Here is a 15901-nt window from a genome sequence, read left to right as displayed (position 1 = left end):
AAATGTTATGTCGTGATCTGTGCGACCCTTTCAATTTAGCAAGCGAGTTTGAACAGCAGATGACAGTCCTATGGCAATCCTGTCATCTCAGTCAGGCTACAACTTGTTTTCAACCTCTTTCTGGTTAGCGCTCGCCACTCGTTCCGTCTGTTTATTCAGGTGCAGCATTTCTTTATACAGCGCATTAAACTCTTGCACGGCTTTATCGTCATAGAACATAAAGGTGTTATTTTTCTTTTGCCATTTATGCTTTTTCAGTACTGCAAATAAGGCATCAGCCTTGGCCAGCGTCTGTTTTTCAATTTCAAAAATGACATGTGCATTACTATTTTGCTGACTGTCTTTCAGGGTCAGGCTCAGTTGCTGGCGATAACGGTTCTTAATATCCAGTTGCTGTGCCTTGTCGATCAGCTCGGCATCGCGCTGCTGGATTTTCTGCTGATAGCTATTCACAATTTGATGGACTTGCTTGAGCATGGCTTCAGTTTCTTTATAGCCTTGTGCCTGATCCTTAGCCAAGCGGTCGATATTCAGAAAATTCTGCCAGTTGGCGGCTTTTAAGTCGCGTAGATACTGATTACGTTCCTCGGCACTGTCGCGCAATTGCCCCAGCATAAATTCAGCCATGATGGCATAGTCACCATCCAGACGGTCATCCTCAAGTTCAATCTGAATCGGTTTAGACCAGTCCTGTGCCTGCTGCGCAATACTCTCGGTTTTTTCTTCAAGCACAGTTTCATATTCGAGCAGCTCGGCCTGATGTTTTTGCTGAACTGAATTCTGATAAAACAGCCCAATAAAAATTGCCAGTGTCACAGCGGCTACAATCATAAAAACACGCGGCATGCACATGCTCCCCTGCTGCAGGTTATGTATAGATTTCCTTTTTATCAATATGCTTATTTTTTAAGCATAAATCAATTCTTCTATACAAAACCCCTATGCAAAGGCACGGACTGTTCCAAAAGGAAATCAGATCGAAATCCTGTTTTAAGCTCGCGCTGAATCGTTTGACTTTATCTAGCAACCGTTCGCCGAACACCATTCATTCAGCAGCGTCCGGTCAATATTATTCAGGTTGAACTGTTCTCGGGCAGCCTGAACTGATGTTGCATCACGGTTAATGCCAAATGGCACCAGCATCAGATAAATCCCATCACGTGGGTCAGCAGAGCGCAAACCATCTGCGATGGCCTGTACATACTGTTGCAGCCCCGGTGGCAGGCTATCCAGTCGTGCCGGATTGCTGCTCGGTAGAATGTCGAGATCACCCGCGAAATCAGCATTGACCGAGTAGTCCTGCAATTCACGTTCAATCTTCATCATTCGCATCTTTAACGCCTTTTTCTGGCTGGATTGTTCTTGCAGCGGCAGCATGAATTCCGTTTCTTCACGCAATTCACGATCTGCCATCACGGTCAGTGTCGGTAAAGTGACTGACTCTGGGGCGGCATGCGCATTGACCAGATGCAGCAAAGAAAACAGGCTTATTAATACAAGGAAAGTTGTGCTAAGGGGACGCATAAGGAAAACCTCCGCATCATCATTTCAGGGGGAGAGACCTTATTGTTCCTTAAACTTGTGTAAATATGATCAGCATTACTGTGAGGATTGATACACGGTCATGTCAGCCTGATTACTGGCGCATATTTCGAGCTGGTTTTAAGCGGGCGATTAGAAATTAATGCTCCTTTTACCGTAAATTCAAGCAATAAAAAATCCCCGACTGGCGGGGATGGATAGGTAGTATTGAACAGTATTTCAGGGCTGCCTCGGTAATTGCATAACAGGCGGTAAATTCAGGTGATTTTCAAGCAGGTCGATATTCACCCTGTCCAGATTGATCTGGATCTTCATATTGCGATCTGGCTGCATGCTATTACTCCGATCAATGCCAAAATTCTCCAGAATGGTATACAGCCCCTGGGTTGGATCACTGGATTGCAGTCCTTGGGCAATGGTCAGCACATACCGCTGTAGTGCCGGTGACAGTGAATCTAAATCAGGTGCTTTTATGGGCTGGATCTCGAGGTTTGCCACCATCTCGGGATTAACCATGAAATTCTCTGCATCCCGGGTTCCACGAATCACCTGATGCTGTAAGGCGCGCAGATTCTTTTCTTCCTGTACAAAAGGCACATAGCCGGTTTCATTACTCATTTCAGGTTCAGCCATCACGGTCATAGTGGGCAGAGTCACAACCGCTTGCTCGTCCTCGGCTTGTGCTCCGATGCTGTAAACACCGAGCATGAGTCCGAATATAGACATTTTCATGATATTCATTGATCTGCCTTTCCCCTATTATTGATGGCCCAAATACTGCAACTGATGATGATCCAGTCAATTTCCAATATTCTTATCTACTAGATTACATTGATTACTTGGATAACTCATGCTTGCTCAGATGAATGGCAACTCATGTGAATCATCCCGGAAATAGCAGAGCACAGACTCATCGCCTGAACACCAGATAGTGAGGCAAAACCACTGTTTTCAGCTGAATGACAAAGTGACAGGCGAAAAAAAACCTCAAACACTGTTTGAGGTTTTTTCGAATATGGTGGCGAGACCCAGGATCGAACTGGGGACACACGGATTTTCAATCCGTTGCTCTACCTACTGAGCTATCACGCCGATGCGGTGTATTAAGCCGTATCTGGCCTCATTAGTCAATCAAAATTATGAAAAAAATATTTGAGTGGCTGATTTTTGGCCTAAAAAAAATCCCTGATGGGATCAGGGATTGAAAACTTTGAAATCGTTTTTAAATATGGTGGCGAGACCCAGGATCGAACTGGGGACACACGGATTTTCAATCCGTTGCTCTACCTACTGAGCTATCACGCCGATGTCGCGTATTAAACAGTTTCGGCTTGAAATCGTCAAGAGCAGAGAGAATAATTTTCGTTAAATGTTTACTTTTCCATCAACTCGCGTCAATTTGAGTCAAAAATCGAACAGTGTTTACCAAAGACCTCAGCAATAAAACAGATTTAAGCGCTTATTTACATAAAAAAGCAGCCTAATGGCTGCTTATGGTTGATCGATTTTCAGATTTTTTCTAGATTGGCCAGACAACGATGAATGGCCCCACAGCCCGGCACAAAGTTTTTCACGCCTTTTTCTTCTTCCATGCGGCAAACTTCGCTCACCAGCCTTTCTGCAACGCCACGACCACGGTTGGCCGGATGTACGACGATATTTTCCAGAATCCGGCTTTCACCCTGTCCGGTGCACCAGATTGCCCCAATAATTTTGCTATTAAATTCTGCGCTATAAACTGAGGTATACTGTGCAAGGTTTTGCTCTAGTTGTTCCATGGCATCTGCCCCGTCACTAAATTCAGGGCTCGTGTCATACAGTCGCTCAAGCTGGCTGCGCACTTCGTCATTTTCTAAAGAAGTATAAGCATGTACGGTGATAGGCATTGATAAACCCTCCTGAGCAATCTAATATGCGGTGACTTCGTCACGGCGAAAATATTTTCTACATCAATCATTTTGACGTATTTGAGGAACGTGTCTATGACAGATCGTATCAGTGAAGTGGTAAGAAATACCAACGAAACCAAAATTCGAGTTCGTTTGAATCTCGACGGTACTGGTCAAGGCACCTTAAACACGGGTATTCCCTTTTTAGATCATATGATTGATCAAATCAAGCGTCATGGCCGGTTTGATATTGATATTCATTGTGATGGCGACTTGGAAATCGATGACCATCATACTGTGGAAGACTGCGGTATTACGCTGGGTCAGGCTTTCGCGCAAGCACTAGGTGATAAAAAAGGCCTGAAACGCTATGGTCATTTCTATGCGCCACTCGATGAGTCTTTAAGCCGTGTCGTGGTGGATCTGTCTGGCCGTCCGGGTCTGTTTATGGATATTCCATTTACCCGTGCCATGATCGGCCGTTTTGATGTGGATTTATTCTCTGAATTTTTCCAGGGCTTTGTGAACCATTCCTTGATGACGGTACATATCGACAACCTGAAAGGCAAAAACAGCCATCACCAGATCGAAAGCGTATTTAAAGCATTTGCGCGTGCGCTGCGTATGGCCTGTGAAGTGGATCCACGTGCTGCCAATACGGTAGCTTCAACCAAAGGTACACTGTAATGACCCGTATTGCCCTTCTTGATTATGGCATGGGAAATTTGCACTCTGCGGCAAAAGCGTTAGAACATGTCGGTGCCACAGTGGATGTCACCAATGATCCAAAACTGATTGCTCAGGCAGACAAGATTGTCTTTCCGGGTGTAGGTGCCATGCGTGACTGCATGCAAGGCATGCACGAAGCCGGCATTGATGAAGTGGTACGCAATGCCGTGTTTAACAAGCCGGTACTGGCTATTTGTGTCGGTATGCAAGCCTTGATGCAACATTCTGAAGAGAATGGTGGTACCGATGCACTGGGTATTTTCGAAGGTGCGGTTAAGCATTTTCCGGAAATGGCGGGCTTAAAAGTGCCGCATATGGGCTGGAACCAGGTGCATCAGGCTGATCCTGACCATCCGATGTGGAACAATATCGAACAGGATGCACGTTTCTACTTTGTACATAGCTACTATGTAGAGCCACAAGATTCAGACCTGGTGGCAGCTACTTGTACCTATGGCATCGAGTTCTGTACTGCAATTCATAAAGAAAACCTGTTCGCGACCCAGTTCCATCCGGAAAAGAGTCATACCGCCGGTTTACAGTTATTGAAAAACTTTGTGGACTGGAAAATCTGATTTTCCTTTCGCCTAAAAAGCTCGCAGATTGCGAGCTTTTTTATTCATTTAGATTAGTTCACTGCTAGTGATTCTGACTATTTTTTAGTCATTGAAATTGTTATGATGTTGAAGTAACTCATTATATTTAAAAATAATTAGACTCAGGGAAAATACAATAATGAATCCACACTATCCAAACAATGAATCAGCTTTAAGCCCAAATGGTCGTTTTGGCCGCTTGTCTTATCTCGGCTGGAACATGCTAATGACCTTTTCGCTCCTGATCATCATTGGGATCATTGCAGCTTTTTCACCTGGCCTATTTATGGATAGCTCTGCCTTGGCAGGCTCATCCATGGTTGCAACTGTTCTCATCGGACTCGCTTACTTGGTCATGCTTTATTTTAGTTTTGTTTTTACTATTCGCCGTCTACATGACCGCAATCATACTGGATGGTTATCGCTGCTGATCTTGGTTCCGCTACTCAATCTGATTTTTATCCTTTATCTGATTTTTGCCAAAGGTGATGACAGAAGCAATCAATACGGCCCGCGACGTACCACCAAAGCTTGGGAAAAGGTGTTGGGATTGATTTATGTACTTATTTTTCCAATCGGTATTTTAGCCGCGATTGCAATCCCAGCTTATCAAGACTATGTGACGCGTGCTCAACAGGCGCAGATGGAACACAGTAGCTATCACACTGATTAATCCTATTTAAATTTTGTATAAAGCTCATTCTTTATGGGCTTTATTTTTACCTAGAACAGGAAAAGTGATTAAGCTGAACGCATTCATTTCATGATTGAAGCTTATGCAACAGCTGCTGGATACTTTACCAAGCAAGGAACAAATTCAGACCTTTCCTGTATTTAAAAATCTTCCGATGCAACAGATTCAGGTGATTAATCGTCTGGAACAGTGTCATGCCCTTGCACAGGAGCTAAAAAGCCATGCAGTCCTGGGTTTCGATTCTGAATCCAAACCGACCTTTAAAGTTGGTGAGGTTTCTACCGGGCCACATCTGATTCAGCTGGCCACTTTAGATAAAGCCTATTTATTTCAAATGAATGATTCGATCTGGGATTTTCTTAAACCGATCTTTGCCAGTCGCGAGCAGATCAAGGTCGGTTTTGGCCTGAAAAATGATGCGCACCTGTTCCGTAAAAAAGGCATTGAACTGAATAGTGTGATTGAACTGTCCAAATGTTTTAAAGCTTTTGGTTTAAACAATCCGGTCGGATTAAAAAATGCCATGGCTTTGCTATTTCAAGTAAATTTTCCTAAATCCAAACGGATTAGTACCTCGAACTGGGCCAGCAAGAAGCTAAGCCCGGCACAAATTGATTATGCAGCCGCAGATGCCTACGCGCCCGTGCTGGTATTTGAAGAATTACTACGTCGGGATTTATTACCCAGAGAGATTCCCAATACTTCATTAAAATTAAGAATCCGTCCTTCATCGACGGCTTAAGCGCTTAAGTGGCGTGTTGGTTCTGGTAACTTGATGTACGCATAAAAGCTGTGATGAGCGCGTTCGATGAGAGAGCTGTGACTTTAACAGGTCTTACAGCTTCGGTTATCGACCAGCTCAGTACACGATCCGTTATGGAAAATCTGATCTCCATTCAAGAGACGGATCATTAAAATCATTAAAACGAGCAAAATAAATTACCTCACTGCTACCTATCTATGGACAGGTTTTCTTTATTCATACCGTTTAAGAGTTAGAAATTTCGACTTTATTTGCTAAGATGAATACACTCAAATTCATTCTAAAGATTAAGCAAGGAGCGAAAGCATGCTGATCATCCCTGCAATTGACCTGAAAGATGGCAAATGTGTCCGTTTAAAGCAAGGTCGTATGGAAGACGATACCGTATTTTCAGACGATCCGGTCGCAACAGCACAGCATTGGGTAAATGAAGGCGCTCGCCGCTTACATTTAGTAGATTTAAACGGTGCTTTCGCAGGTACACCAATCCATAAGCCAGTGGTTGAAGCCATTGTCCGATCTCAACCTGATTTGCCGATCCAGATTGGTGGTGGTATCCGTTCTCTGGAAACCATTGAGCATTATCTGCAAGCCGGTGTTTCTTTTGTGATCATTGGCACCAAAGCAGTTCAGGATCCTGAATTTGTTGAAGAAGCATGTCGAAAATTTGCTGGTCATATTATTGTTGGGATTGATGCCATGAATGGCATGGTAGCAACAGATGGCTGGGCCAATGTGACTGATGTCAAGGCTACTGACCTGGCGAAACGTTTTGCCGATGCTGGCGTGTCAAGCATTGTCTACACGGATATCGCGCGTGATGGCATGATGCAGGGTGTGAATATTGAGCAAACCGTGAATCTGGCGCAATACTCAGGTTTGCCTGTGATTGCTTCAGGCGGCGTGACCAATCTGGATGACGTGCGTAACCTGAAAGACCAACCGGGTATTTTAGGTGCAATTACCGGCCGTGCGATTTACGAAGGTACATTAAGCTTGCGTGAAGCACAGTTATTGCTAGATGAGCAACAGGCGCTATAATTAAGTCTGCTGTAAAAGAGGTCTTCGGACCTCTTTTTTATTTTTTTAATTTTCTGATCTCCTGGCATGTCTACACTTATTTCCAAAAATCACTCCGGCTGGATGGTAAAAGCACCGCAACTCGCCCTGATCCTGATCACCATTATCTGGGGCGGCAGTTTTATTACTGTGCAATACGGGCTAAATTTTAGCAGTCCGATTATGTTTGTCGGCCTGCGCTTTGCTGCGGCAGCGCTTGCTGTCACCCTGATTTCACTGAAGTCGCTAAAAGGCATGAACCTGAAAGAAGTGTTCGCTGGCGCGGTGATTGGCATCATGATCGCCATTGGCTACGGCACTCAAACTGTGGGCTTGCAGACCATCAGCAGCAGCGAATCGGCTTTTTTAACCGCCTTGTATGTTCCACTGGTTCCAATCCTGCTCTGGTTAATGTTCCGTAAAAAACCGCATGTCATGACCTGGATCGGAGCACTGTTTGCCTTTATCGGTCTGGTGTTTTTGACAGGAAATGGCTTTGCTGCGATTCAGCTCAGTTTCGGGCAAACCCTGACTTTGCTCGGTTCGATTGCGATTGCACTGGAGATTATTTTTATCAGCCATTTTGCCGAGCAGGTGAATGTACGCCGGGTCACCGTGCTGCAACTGATTTTTGCGTCCCTGTTCTGCTTTATGATCGCACCTGTTTTAGGTGAATCTCAGCTACCTGAATTCCACTGGCATCTGGCAGGGATTTTAGTCGGTTTGGGCATTGCCAGTGCCTTGATTCAACTGGTGATGAACTGGGCGCAGCGCATGGTCGACCCATCACAGGCAGCGATTATCTATGCCGGCGAACCGGTATGGGCAGCCCTGTTTGGCCGTCTGGCCGGAGAACGGCTACCTGCACTCGCGCTAGTCGGTGGATTGATGGTGGTGCTTGGCGTGATTGCCAGTGAATGGAAACCAAAGTTTTTAAGAAAAGAACCCACAGAAGAATTAAAGCAAGATCTTTCTTAATTCCGCTAAATCCCCCTTAAAAAAGGGGGATTTTTTTCTCTAAGGAAATACGGCTAAAATTATTTGCTATACATCGGTCTATTGTCATTTAAGCGCATGATGCCGCGAATCGCCCGATACACAATCCAGATCCAGGCCAAAACCACCACCACTAAACAGAACGCCGATGCGCCAAATGCGACCCCTGCAAACAGGTTAGGATCTTCGCCGGTAAAGAACAAAAAGAAAAATGGAATAAAGGCGACGATATTCCAGAACAGATACCACCAAAAACTGCGGATCTGCCAGGTGAAGTGGCTTTCAAAGATTGAACCGCGCACATCACGACGTTTGACATAGTTAATGATTAAAGCCACGACAGCCAGTAGGCCAGCACTAAAAATGGCCACAATATATAAGATGTACAGGACAAAAGTCAGCGTGCGATTTGGGTCTTTATCAATGGAATAATTCACGTCCCCTCCTAGTGTGTTCCCCTAGATATTTAAACTATTCAATGGGGAAATCAGCCATATAATCAAAATGATGTTAAAGGCTATGGTACAAAAATATATCTGCCGGAAAGGTTGTTTTTGTGTTTTATGCCGTAATTTCTGCTGGGCCAACCAGGCTGCTGGCCAGCCACCCAAGAAGGCCACCAGATGCAGGGTATTTTCCGGAATACGGCGATTGCCCAGCTGGGCCGCTTCCTTATCTTGCGCATAAAGCCAGTAGCTGAGCGCATTCATCAGGCTGACCAGCAACAACACCAGTCCACTGAGTAAACCGCCCAAGGTCAAAGCCACCAGAAAGAGAATATAGAGCACACATGCAATTTGCATCGGCTGTAATTTCTGTGCCTGTTGTGGCTTGGACGGTTTGAGTTTTGCTTGCAGACTTTTGGCCTGAGAGGCTTTCAGGTACATGACCTGCTGGGCACGATAACGTCCGCGTTCATCCAGAATCACCAGATAATCCAGCGCACAGCCGACAATGGGACGTGGGCCAGGTTTGACAAAATCCTTGATATGCAGAAATACGCGATCTTTGGCCAGATCATTGGGCTGGATAAAACCATAACCTTTGTCATCAAACCATTCCACCAAACGCCCCTGATCGCGCATATCCCCTGTCCTTTTTGATTTGATTGTTTAAGCGGTGACGAATTTTAAGCGTTCAATCAGCATATTACGCATTTCATCCGGATTTTTTTGCAAAATATCTTCGCCCGTCCGGCCTAATGCTGCATTACGCTGAGCCACCTGCAGGCGCATCATCCAGAACCGTCCTGCCGCCATGGCCAGATACAATTCCAGACAGGCGCGTTCATCACTGGTTAAAGAACGAATCGTTTCATAGGCATTTAAAAAGGCAATCGCTTTTTCTTCGTTTAAGATTACGTCAGGATATTCGGTACAGAAGTCATTTAACGTAATGGCGATATCAAACAACCACTCATCTTTATTCAGCTCATAAAAATCCAGAATGCCATTCAGCTGATCGCCTTCAAATAAGGTATTGTCACGGAACAGATCGGAATGAATGAAACCGCGTGGACGGTCTGGATATACCGCCGTCAACGCCTCATATAAACCTAATAATTTGCCGAGCAAGACTTTATCGGCCGGACTTAAACTCGGTTTGATCTCTTGAGAAACGGCTAGCCAATACGCATGATCACGCACGAAATTACGTTGCAGTTTAAAGTCTTTGAGAGCCACATGCATTTTTGCCTGAGCCACTGCAATCGCTTCAACTTGTGCGACGGTAGATGGCATCGGATGCTCACCCATCAGGCGCGGTGCAATCTGTGCCGGTTTATCTTTAATGCGGTGAATGGCCTTGCCTGAATGCGACAAAGGCACAGGAACGGCCAACCCGGCCTGACCCAGATGTTCCAGAACCGGAACCAGTTCGCCTGCTGCCTGTTCATCCATATCTTCAAATACGGTCAGTACATATTGCTGATCTTCGCAGACTAAAAAGTAGTTGGTATTTTGAATACCGCCTTGAATGGGAATCAGATCAATCGCCTTTAAACCATAAGGCGCTGCAAAATCCTGAACTTCCTTTAAAGTCAAAGTGGTATAAACCGACATAGAAAACCTGCGAAAAAACTTACATAATTTTGCTAGAATACCGTTTCCATCTGCCAAGGTGTAGCGCTTGCGTGGGTGAGTTTCATAATCGGCTGTAATAATTGGAAAAATTTATGCTAGCTAAACGTATTATTCCTTGTCTGGACGTGGATAACGGCCGCGTGGTCAAGGGTGTCCAGTTCCTTGATATTCGTGATGCGGGTGACCCGGTCGAAGTGGCGCGCCGATATAATGAACAAGGTGCCGATGAAATTACATTCCTTGATATTACAGCTACACATCATGGACGCGACACGACTTACCGAACTGTTGAACGTATGGCCGAATCTGTATTCGTGCCTCTGACTGTCGGTGGTGGTGTCCGTAAAGTTGAAGATATCCGTTTACTGTTAAATGCTGGTGCAGACAAAGTCAGCATTAACTCGGCAGCAATTTATAATCCCGAGTTTGTGCAGGAAGCATCTCAACGCTTTGGCGCACAGTGCATCGTGGTGGCGATCGATGCCAAAAAGACTGGCGACCATAAATGGGAAATTTTCACCCACGGTGGCCGTAAAGAAACCGGGATTGATGCGATTGAATGGGCTGTGAAAATGGCTGACTTCGGCGCAGGCGAGTTACTGATTACCTCGATGGATGCCGATGGTACCAAAGCCGGTTATGACCTCGCCCTGATGCGTGCCATCAATGACCGCGTCACGGTGCCGACGATTGCTTCTGGCGGTGTGGGTAATTTACAGCATTTGGCCGACGGCATTATTCATGGCGGTGCCGATGCGGTACTGGCAGCTTCAATTTTCCATTTTGGTCAACACACCATTCCGGAAGCCAAAGCCTATATGGCAGCCCAAGGCATTGAAATGCGCCTCTAAGCCGTTTTAGATGATGATTTGATTAAAGAGTGTTTTTTTATAAACACTCTTTTTTATGACTCAGCTAAAACAACCAGGCAAATACGAGACAAAAAAAAGGAGTCTTTCGACTCCCTATAAAACCAAGATAAGACTACAGCACTTGGTATTCAAAATAACTCATTACACCCAGAAACATTATCAGTATGAGGCTTTGCTCACCGACAGAAGCAAATATAAGTGAAATCCACAGGACAATATTGACAATACAATCGTATTTTATTGACAAATCACGACAAAGCCCTGTTTTTACTCCCCAACCTGCGTATTTAACTGCTTCATTAGCGTATTTTTTGCAGTATTTTTCGACATATTAGTGGAAGCATCTGCCCATTTAACCGGAAAATATTGTTCTGCCCAGTGGTTCAGTTTTTTCGAGATCGGTGCCGGTAAGCTCAGACCCAAAGGATTCTGTTCCTGCAAATCTGCCGGGGAAATCACCCGGGTACCGAGCAGATAGTCAAACCAGGGCTTGGTCACGCACCAATTAGCATCCTGATTGCTATTCATATGGTGATCATAATGCCAAGGCAGTGTCTTTTTAGCCCATTCCGGCTCCAGATGCGCCCGGCGATGTAAATAATAATAGTTGCCTGCACTATACAGGGTAGCCAGTGACATGCCTTTGGAGAAGGGATAAAAACTGAGTCCAAAGACGGTCGCGACCACTGCCAGTGAGACAATTTCATTGCGGGTACGCCAGTTGTCCAGTCCCTCTACATAGCCGAAATCGGAAAATTCCGTTTTTCGCACAATCCGGTGATGCTCCCAGTGTGAGCGCATACTCTCGGGTACCGGACTATAACGGCTCTTTCCCGGCCGGTGAACACCATGCAATACATATTTATGCGCAAACCATTCAAATCCATTTGCGACGACAAGTCCTGCCAGAAAACCTTTCCACATAATCTTTTACCTCTTGGTCTATTTTTAATATAGGCTAAGTAAAAGACTAGATATTGACCAAAATATTCAATATGATTGACAAAATACGACAAAATAAAAGAATTAAAAAATGCTGGTTCTAAAAAACTACGTAGGCTCGATATACGGTGGTTTAGGACATTTACTTTTGGACTATTATCAGCTGAAACAGCTCGAAGTCCCTGAGAAATTATTGGCCATTCAAAATCTGGAACGCTTTGATTTTACTCTGTGGCGTGATCTGCTGACGACACTTGATCAACAGCTGCAACGACCGGCTTTAGGCTTGGAAATCGCCCAACTGGTTGAAGCTAAACACCTCGGTATTATTGGCTATCTGGCACTCTCAAGTGAGACCTTGGGTGAAGCCTTTATGCGCTATCATGATTATCATCGTCTGATTTATGATGGCGGCCCACTTCAGCTGCAATGGCAAGGCGATTATCTGTCGATTGGCTGGGTTGAAGTTCCCTTTCATCTGAATACCCAACTGACCGATGAAATCGCGATTGCGCTAATGACGGAATTCGTAAAAGCCAATGTTCAGAACCCGCACGGGGTTCAGTTATATGAAGTTCATTTCCAGCATGTAATGCCTAAAAATATTGCACTCTATGAGCAGTATTTCGGCTGTAAAGTCCGCTTTTCTCAAGCCAGAAATCAGGTATTGATGCATGTCAGTGAACTGTCCAGACCGCTAAAACAGGGCGACCAGACCTTGCAGAAACTGCTGATGCAGCAGGCCAAAGCACTCTTAGAAAAATTTCCGCACTCCACTCTGGTAGATCAACAGCTGCAACAGGCGATTCTGATTGGCCTGCAAAAAAACCTGTTCCAAATCGAGCATATTGCCGAGCAGATGAATTTTTCCGTGCGTCAGTTACAACGCCATTTGCAAAAACAGGGCAAAACCTATCAGCAACGTATGCAGGAAATCCGCTGCATGATGGCCATGCAATATCTGAAAGATCCGCACTTGAGCTTGCAGGAAACCGCCATGTTACTCGGTTATTCTGAACAGAGTGCTTTTCAGCGCGCCTTTAAGCAATGGACTCAACTGACGCCGCAGCAGTGGCGCCAACAGAATATGTCAGCCGCTTAAACCACTAACATGTTGGTTTAATATACGGGCTTCAAGCAACGTTGATAATTTAAATCCCTTGTCCCTATGACCTAATAATAAATATAAAAATAAGGACTTAGAATATGGATAAATATCTTGCCGAATTGCTCGGCACATTCTGGCTGGTGTTTGGAGATATTGTGGGAGCAGAAAATTAGGCTTTTTAATAAAAACCCTCTAAAAAGCCAGGATTTCCAAATACCATTTTTCTGCATGTTTCACATGGAGCATGCAGATCATCGCGCTTAAAAATGCTTATAAAAATGGATTTTCAATTTCATCCAGATCATCACGCTGAATTTTTTCTGGCAAGTCCTGCGTGTTTTCCAGTTGTTGTACCACATCATTCAGAAAAGCCTGCAAGGCTTTGGCCACTTTCAGTCCCTGCTGATCCTTGGTGATTTGCAAGTTGCCATACAGGCTGACGCAGTCCAGATCATTTTCCAAAGTCAGATCATGAATGGCATGGGATTCGCTGCCATTTTCAAATGCTTTAAACATATCCTCTTCACCTGTCTTTGTTATTTTCAATGAACGTCTGATGTCGATGCTACCCGAATCCCGGTTTTTTCAGCAAGCTTATTTCAACAGCTGCAAAATATATTGCAACAAGGCATCAATCAGCTGTTTCACAATGGCATCTTGCGTTGCATTGTCTATCGCACCGCCAGTCGCAGAGGAGGCCGAACTGCTTGAACCGGAAGACTTAAACTCGCGTTGTAATGCCTGCAGGTTTTCTTCAGAAACATCTTCGGCACACTGGCTTTCTGCATCCCAATTAGAATATTCGATTTTCTGGTTGGCTTTTACTGCATTTCCAGTCAGTGGCAGCTTATAGGTATTGCGTTTCTGTTCTTCGGTGAGCTGCGGGAACAGATTAATTCCAAGCTGTTCTTCCAGATAGCAGACACTAACAATACGCACTTTGAGCGAATTGTCATTCGGTGCATAGTAAGCACCAATGGCACCGGTTTTCGGCATATAAACTGCCTTATAGACCGCAGTTGGCACAATCACGCCATTGCCAATGGTTTTCAGCTTCTTCCCGGCAAAGATCGGCCCGGTCACCACATAGACATCCTGTTTCTGCTTGGTCACAATGGCACGGGTGGCCTCTTCCAGCTCACGCCAGACTTGCTGATTATTCTTGGGCGCTTGCGGCACCATATTGGCCAATGAAAAACTGTCAGACTGCGCGGCCTTGTTAGGCATATCCGCATTCGGCGCCATATGACCGCGGTCATAACCTGAACCACGATAATCCGCCAATGTGGCACGATGCTTCGCACTGACCCGATCTTCTTCATGAAAATTATCTTCACGGGGAATTTTCTGGCTTAAGCGTGCTGGCGTTAAGGCTTCTGCAACCCAAAGTGGCGTTTTAGATACCCCGGAATAACCGACATTAAAGCCATTAAAACACAGCGAATAGCTGTCTTTTTTCAGGCTGTCTTTCATCAAATATGGCGGTACATCACGATAAAACTGGTTCAGACAGGCAGAATCACTGGAAGAGGATAGTGACACCCACTGACTGATTTTTTCCTGACCAAAAGCGATGGCGAAGCTGCTCGAAGCCACCACGCCCAGAATGACTTTAATACTATTATCATTTAAAAACTGAAAAAAAGAGTTCTTGGGTTTACGCTGCTTCTTGGCCATTCTTACACGTACTTTTTAGATCAATACAGATTTTGACCGAGCTTAACAAGCTGTATAAGTGAAGTATATCTTGGCTCTACCATTCGTTTACTAAATAAACAATAAGTATCTAGGGCGTGTCCTCATTTGAAGAATTGGTTTTAAATACTTAAAATCCTCCTTTGAGTTATTTTTATTTCTATATTTTCAATGGCACGTACTCTTCTTACCGATGATATCTGGCAGCAAATTCAAGATACTATGCGATTACACGGTTGTTACTGTTCAAAGAATAGTAGAAATATCATGGAAGCGATCTTATGGAAACTTCGTACAGGCGCCACATGGCGTGATATTCCCCAAGAATTTTGTCCTTGGCAAACTGCTTACAATCGTTTTAATCGTTGGGCAAGCAAGGGATTGTGGGATAAATTTTTTTTAGATTACGAGGCATCTTGGATCAGGAATGGGTATTCATTGACGCAAGCTACATACGCGTGCATCAACATGCAAGTGGAGCTCGGCATGGTTTCGAAAGAGCAATTGGACAATCACGCGGTGGACGAACAACAAAAATACATCTTGCAACCGACGCGAATGGATTACCGATTGATTTTAAAATCACTGAGGGTGACGTCCACGACAGTCAAGTTGCAAAACAACTGATTGATACGGTAGACGAGGCAACTTATCTCATTGCTGATAAGGGGTATGATGCTGAGCACATTAGAATATATGCCAAGAACAAGAATATGATTCCCATTATTCCATTGAGATCAAACAGTAAGAGATCGAATAAGGAGTTTGATAAATATCTATATAAATTAAGACATTTAGTTGAAAATGCATTTTCGAGATTAAAACATTTCCGTGCTATTGCAACTCGATTTGATAAACTGGCACGCAATTATAAATCTATGATCCGTATAGCCTGCATATTTATTTGGTGCAAAGCCAAATGAGGACACACCCTA

19 protein-coding genes and 2 tRNA genes are annotated in these 15901 nt (G+C 44.6%); 9 read left to right on the top strand and 12 right to left on the bottom strand.

The annotated features are described in order from the left end of the window. Window positions 1-96 precede the first annotated feature (96 nt). From ACNPNW_RS16560 to ACNPNW_RS16535, 6 genes are all read right to left on the bottom strand, one after another. The gene (locus ACNPNW_RS16560) at window positions 97-846 is read right to left on the bottom strand and encodes a hypothetical protein (RefSeq protein ID WP_005108098.1); all 750 of its coding nucleotides are present in this window, start codon (window positions 844-846) and stop codon (window positions 97-99) included. A 174-nt stretch (window positions 847-1020) separates the two neighbouring features. Then, on the bottom strand, window positions 1021-1524 hold the full coding sequence (locus ACNPNW_RS16555) for a hypothetical protein (RefSeq protein ID WP_148334663.1): 504 nt from the start codon (window positions 1522-1524) through the stop codon (window positions 1021-1023). 237 nt (window positions 1525-1761) lie between these two features. Beyond that, window positions 1762-2283 carry a hypothetical protein gene (locus ACNPNW_RS16550; RefSeq protein ID WP_005250420.1) on the bottom strand — a complete coding sequence of 174 codons (522 nt, stop codon included), beginning with the start codon at window positions 2281-2283 and terminating at the stop codon, window positions 1762-1764. A gap of 275 nt (window positions 2284-2558) precedes the next feature. Then, window positions 2559-2634 (bottom strand) — tRNA-Phe (locus tag ACNPNW_RS16545). Window positions 2635-2771: 137 nt separating this feature from the next. Continuing rightward, window positions 2772-2847: transfer RNA gene (locus tag ACNPNW_RS16540), tRNA-Phe, on the bottom strand. A 203-nt stretch (window positions 2848-3050) separates the two neighbouring features. Further along, the gene (locus tag ACNPNW_RS16535; RefSeq protein WP_004278652.1) at window positions 3051-3428 is read right to left on the bottom strand and encodes a GNAT family N-acetyltransferase; all 378 of its coding nucleotides are present in this window, start codon (window positions 3426-3428) and stop codon (window positions 3051-3053) included. Window positions 3429-3524: 96 nt separating this feature from the next. Between ACNPNW_RS16535 and hisB the strand changes: the two genes are divergently transcribed. The 6 genes from hisB to ACNPNW_RS16505 all read left to right on the top strand — a co-directional run bounded on the left by hisB (window position 3525) and on the right by ACNPNW_RS16505 (window position 8250). Then, on the top strand, window positions 3525-4118 hold the full coding sequence (hisB, locus tag ACNPNW_RS16530) for an imidazoleglycerol-phosphate dehydratase HisB (RefSeq protein WP_005250418.1): 594 nt from the start codon (window positions 3525-3527) through the stop codon (window positions 4116-4118). Continuing rightward, complete coding sequence (gene hisH / locus ACNPNW_RS16525) at window positions 4118-4735, top strand: imidazole glycerol phosphate synthase subunit HisH (RefSeq protein ID WP_005250416.1); 618 nt, start codon at window positions 4118-4120, stop codon at window positions 4733-4735. The genes hisB and hisH overlap by 1 nt, the downstream gene beginning before the upstream one ends. Before the next feature lie 160 nt (window positions 4736-4895). Further along, the gene (locus ACNPNW_RS16520; RefSeq protein ID WP_005250414.1) at window positions 4896-5429 is read left to right on the top strand and encodes a DUF805 domain-containing protein; all 534 of its coding nucleotides are present in this window, start codon (window positions 4896-4898) and stop codon (window positions 5427-5429) included. Between the two features lie 103 nt (window positions 5430-5532). Next, window positions 5533-6192 carry a 3'-5' exonuclease gene (locus tag ACNPNW_RS16515; protein ID WP_044113079.1) on the top strand — a complete coding sequence of 220 codons (660 nt, stop codon included), beginning with the start codon at window positions 5533-5535 and terminating at the stop codon, window positions 6190-6192. Window positions 6193-6519: 327 nt separating this feature from the next. Beyond that, entirely contained in the window at window positions 6520-7254 is a 735-nt protein-coding gene (gene hisA, locus ACNPNW_RS16510) for a 1-(5-phosphoribosyl)-5-[(5-phosphoribosylamino)methylideneamino]imidazole-4-carboxamide isomerase (protein ID WP_004278658.1), read from the top strand. A 66-nt stretch (window positions 7255-7320) separates the two neighbouring features. Beyond that, the gene (locus tag ACNPNW_RS16505; protein ID WP_420937965.1) at window positions 7321-8250 is read left to right on the top strand and encodes a DMT family transporter; all 930 of its coding nucleotides are present in this window, start codon (window positions 7321-7323) and stop codon (window positions 8248-8250) included. A 59-nt stretch (window positions 8251-8309) separates the two neighbouring features. On the opposite strand, the gene ACNPNW_RS16500 is transcribed toward ACNPNW_RS16505, so the two are convergent. Genes ACNPNW_RS16500 through ACNPNW_RS16490 form a run of 3 tightly spaced genes read right to left on the bottom strand, consistent with a single transcriptional unit; the run spans window position 8310 to window position 10328 of the window. After that, window positions 8310-8705, bottom strand: coding sequence for a DUF4870 family protein (locus ACNPNW_RS16500; protein WP_278357823.1), 396 nt, complete (start codon window positions 8703-8705; stop codon window positions 8310-8312). Between the two features lie 21 nt (window positions 8706-8726). Further along, window positions 8727-9353, bottom strand: a complete 627-nt coding sequence (locus ACNPNW_RS16495) for a DUF1294 domain-containing protein (protein ID WP_195725268.1) — start codon at window positions 9351-9353, stop codon at window positions 8727-8729. A 27-nt stretch (window positions 9354-9380) separates the two neighbouring features. Then, a complete protein-coding gene (locus tag ACNPNW_RS16490) occupies window positions 9381-10328 on the bottom strand; it encodes a homoserine kinase (protein ID WP_219308121.1) in 948 nt (315 codons plus the stop codon). 113 nt (window positions 10329-10441) lie between these two features. On the opposite strand from ACNPNW_RS16490, the gene hisF reads away from it, so the two are divergent. After that, window positions 10442-11200, top strand: coding sequence for an imidazole glycerol phosphate synthase subunit HisF (hisF, locus tag ACNPNW_RS16485; protein WP_278357824.1), 759 nt, complete (start codon window positions 10442-10444; stop codon window positions 11198-11200). A 288-nt stretch (window positions 11201-11488) separates the two neighbouring features. Here the strand turns inward: hisF and ACNPNW_RS16480 are convergent, their stop codons facing one another. Continuing rightward, a complete protein-coding gene (locus ACNPNW_RS16480) occupies window positions 11489-12145 on the bottom strand; it encodes a sterol desaturase family protein (protein WP_278357825.1) in 657 nt (218 codons plus the stop codon). Between the two features lie 109 nt (window positions 12146-12254). Here ACNPNW_RS16480 and ACNPNW_RS16475 point away from each other — a divergent pair, with 109 nt between their 5' ends. Further along, the gene (locus ACNPNW_RS16475) at window positions 12255-13265 is read left to right on the top strand and encodes an AraC family transcriptional regulator (protein ID WP_448767212.1); all 1011 of its coding nucleotides are present in this window, start codon (window positions 12255-12257) and stop codon (window positions 13263-13265) included. Window positions 13266-13541: 276 nt separating this feature from the next. Here the strand turns inward: ACNPNW_RS16475 and ACNPNW_RS16470 are convergent, their stop codons facing one another. Further along, the gene (locus ACNPNW_RS16470; RefSeq protein ID WP_005105385.1) at window positions 13542-13787 is read right to left on the bottom strand and encodes a hypothetical protein; all 246 of its coding nucleotides are present in this window, start codon (window positions 13785-13787) and stop codon (window positions 13542-13544) included. Window positions 13788-13865: 78 nt separating this feature from the next. Then, the gene (locus tag ACNPNW_RS16465; protein ID WP_180039138.1) at window positions 13866-14948 is read right to left on the bottom strand and encodes a DNA/RNA non-specific endonuclease; all 1083 of its coding nucleotides are present in this window, start codon (window positions 14946-14948) and stop codon (window positions 13866-13868) included. Window positions 14949-15137: 189 nt separating this feature from the next. Between ACNPNW_RS16465 and ACNPNW_RS16460 the strand changes: the two genes are divergently transcribed. Continuing rightward, window positions 15138-15889 (top strand): IS5 family transposase gene (locus ACNPNW_RS16460; RefSeq protein ID WP_448766392.1). Its coding sequence is split into 2 segments (ribosomal slippage): window positions 15138-15372 and window positions 15372-15889, totalling 753 coding nucleotides; the frame shifts between segments, so codons are not numbered across the junction. The last annotated feature ends 12 nt before the right edge of the window (window positions 15890-15901 follow it).

It is taken from the genome of Acinetobacter endophylla (assembly GCF_053543775.1).
This window is presented reverse-complemented; position numbering and strand designations above follow the sequence as displayed.